At 51.1% G+C, this 2,500-nt stretch carries 4 rRNA genes (2 of these 4 running past the window's edge); all 4 read left to right on the forward strand.

Features of this window, described 5'->3' with window-relative positions:
* Positions 1-315, forward strand: a 23S ribosomal RNA gene (locus NSQ83_RS01360); it begins 2,613 nt to the left of the window's first position.
* A gap of 54 nt (positions 316-369) precedes the next feature.
* Positions 370-485 (forward strand): 5S ribosomal RNA (gene rrf, locus NSQ83_RS01365).
* Between the two features lie 185 nt (positions 486-670).
* Positions 671-2,220, forward strand: a 16S ribosomal RNA gene (locus tag NSQ83_RS01370).
* A 170-nt stretch (positions 2,221-2,390) separates the two neighbouring features.
* Positions 2,391-2,500: ribosomal RNA gene (locus NSQ83_RS01375) — 23S ribosomal RNA — on the forward strand; it runs 2,818 nt beyond the window's last position.
* Together the 16S, 23S and 5S rRNA genes form the textbook arrangement of a ribosomal RNA operon.

Below are 2,500 nucleotides of genomic sequence, written 5' to 3' on the forward strand. Positions count from 1 at the left end.
TCAGAACGTCGTGAGACAGTTCGGTCCCTATCCGTCGCGGGCGCAGGAAATTTGAGAGGAGCTGTCCTTAGTACGAGAGGACCGGGATGGACGCACCGCTGGTGTACCAGTTGTTCTGCCAAGGGCATCGCTGGGTAGCTATGTGCGGACGGGATAAGTGCTGAAAGCATCTAAGCATGAAGCCCCCCTCAAGATGAGATTTCCCATTCCGCAAGGAAGTAAGATCCCTGAAAGATGATCAGGTTGATAGGTCTGAGGTGGAAGTGTGGCGACACATGGAGCTGACAGATACTAATCGATCGAGGACTTAACCACATTTTGAATGATGTCACACCTGTTATCTAGTTTTGAGAGAACACTCTCAATTTGTTTGGTGGCGATAGCGAAGAGGTCACACCCGTTCCCATACCGAACACGGAAGTTAAGCTCTTCAGCGCCGATGGTAGTCGGGGGTTTCCCCCTGTGAGAGTAGGACGCCGCCAAGCAATTGCACGTTAGTGTAATTTTTTTAAAAAAAGTTGTTGACTTTGAAGAAGTGACATTGTATACTAATAAAGTTGCTTTAACAAAGCAAGCAAAATGATCTTTGAAAACTAAACAAGACAAAACGTACCTGTTAATTCAGTTTTTAAAAAATCGCACAGCGATGTGCGTAGTCAGTCAAACTACTTTATCGGAGAGTTTGATCCTGGCTCAGGACGAACGCTGGCGGCGTGCCTAATACATGCAAGTCGAGCGGACAGATGGGAGCTTGCTCCCTGATGTTAGCGGCGGACGGGTGAGTAACACGTGGGTAACCTGCCTGTAAGACTGGGATAACTCCGGGAAACCGGGGCTAATACCGGATGGTTGTTTGAACCGCATGGTTCAAACATAAAAGGTGGCTTCGGCTACCACTTACAGATGGACCCGCGGCGCATTAGCTAGTTGGTGAGGTAACGGCTCACCAAGGCAACGATGCGTAGCCGACCTGAGAGGGTGATCGGCCACACTGGGACTGAGACACGGCCCAGACTCCTACGGGAGGCAGCAGTAGGGAATCTTCCGCAATGGACGAAAGTCTGACGGAGCAACGCCGCGTGAGTGATGAAGGTTTTCGGATCGTAAAGCTCTGTTGTTAGGGAAGAACAAGTACCGTTCGAATAGGGCGGTACCTTGACGGTACCTAACCAGAAAGCCACGGCTAACTACGTGCCAGCAGCCGCGGTAATACGTAGGTGGCAAGCGTTGTCCGGAATTATTGGGCGTAAAGGGCTCGCAGGCGGTTTCTTAAGTCTGATGTGAAAGCCCCCGGCTCAACCGGGGAGGGTCATTGGAAACTGGGGAACTTGAGTGCAGAAGAGGAGAGTGGAATTCCACGTGTAGCGGTGAAATGCGTAGAGATGTGGAGGAACACCAGTGGCGAAGGCGACTCTCTGGTCTGTAACTGACGCTGAGGAGCGAAAGCGTGGGGAGCGAACAGGATTAGATACCCTGGTAGTCCACGCCGTAAACGATGAGTGCTAAGTGTTAGGGGGTTTCCGCCCCTTAGTGCTGCAGCTAACGCATTAAGCACTCCGCCTGGGGAGTACGGTCGCAAGACTGAAACTCAAAGGAATTGACGGGGGCCCGCACAAGCGGTGGAGCATGTGGTTTAATTCGAAGCAACGCGAAGAACCTTACCAGGTCTTGACATCCTCTGACAATCCTAGAGATAGGACGTCCCCTTCGGGGGCAGAGTGACAGGTGGTGCATGGTTGTCGTCAGCTCGTGTCGTGAGATGTTGGGTTAAGTCCCGCAACGAGCGCAACCCTTGATCTTAGTTGCCAGCATTCAGTTGGGCACTCTAAGGTGACTGCCGGTGACAAACCGGAGGAAGGTGGGGATGACGTCAAATCATCATGCCCCTTATGACCTGGGCTACACACGTGCTACAATGGACAGAACAAAGGGCAGCGAAACCGCGAGGTTAAGCCAATCCCACAAATCTGTTCTCAGTTCGGATCGCAGTCTGCAACTCGACTGCGTGAAGCTGGAATCGCTAGTAATCGCGGATCAGCATGCCGCGGTGAATACGTTCCCGGGCCTTGTACACACCGCCCGTCACACCACGAGAGTTTGTAACACCCGAAGTCGGTGAGGTAACCTTTTAGGAGCCAGCCGCCGAAGGTGGGACAGATGATTGGGGTGAAGTCGTAACAAGGTAGCCGTATCGGAAGGTGCGGCTGGATCACCTCCTTTCTAAGGATATTATACGGAATATAAGACCTTGGGTCTTATAAACAGAACGTTCCCTGTCTTGTTTAGTTTTGAAGGATCATTCCTTCGAAATGTGTTCTTTGAAAACTAGATAACAGTAGACATCACATTCAATTAGTAACACAAGATATCACATAGTGATTCTTTTTAACGGTTAAGTTAGAAAGGGCGCACGGTGGATGCCTTGGCACTAGGAGCCGATGAAGGACGGGACGAACACCGATATGCTTCGGGGAGCTGTAAGCAAGCTTTGATCCGGAGA

Source organism: Bacillus sp. PS217, from assembly GCF_037963535.1.
GTDB classification, from domain to species: domain Bacteria; phylum Bacillota; class Bacilli; order Bacillales; family Bacillaceae; genus Bacillus; species Bacillus subtilis.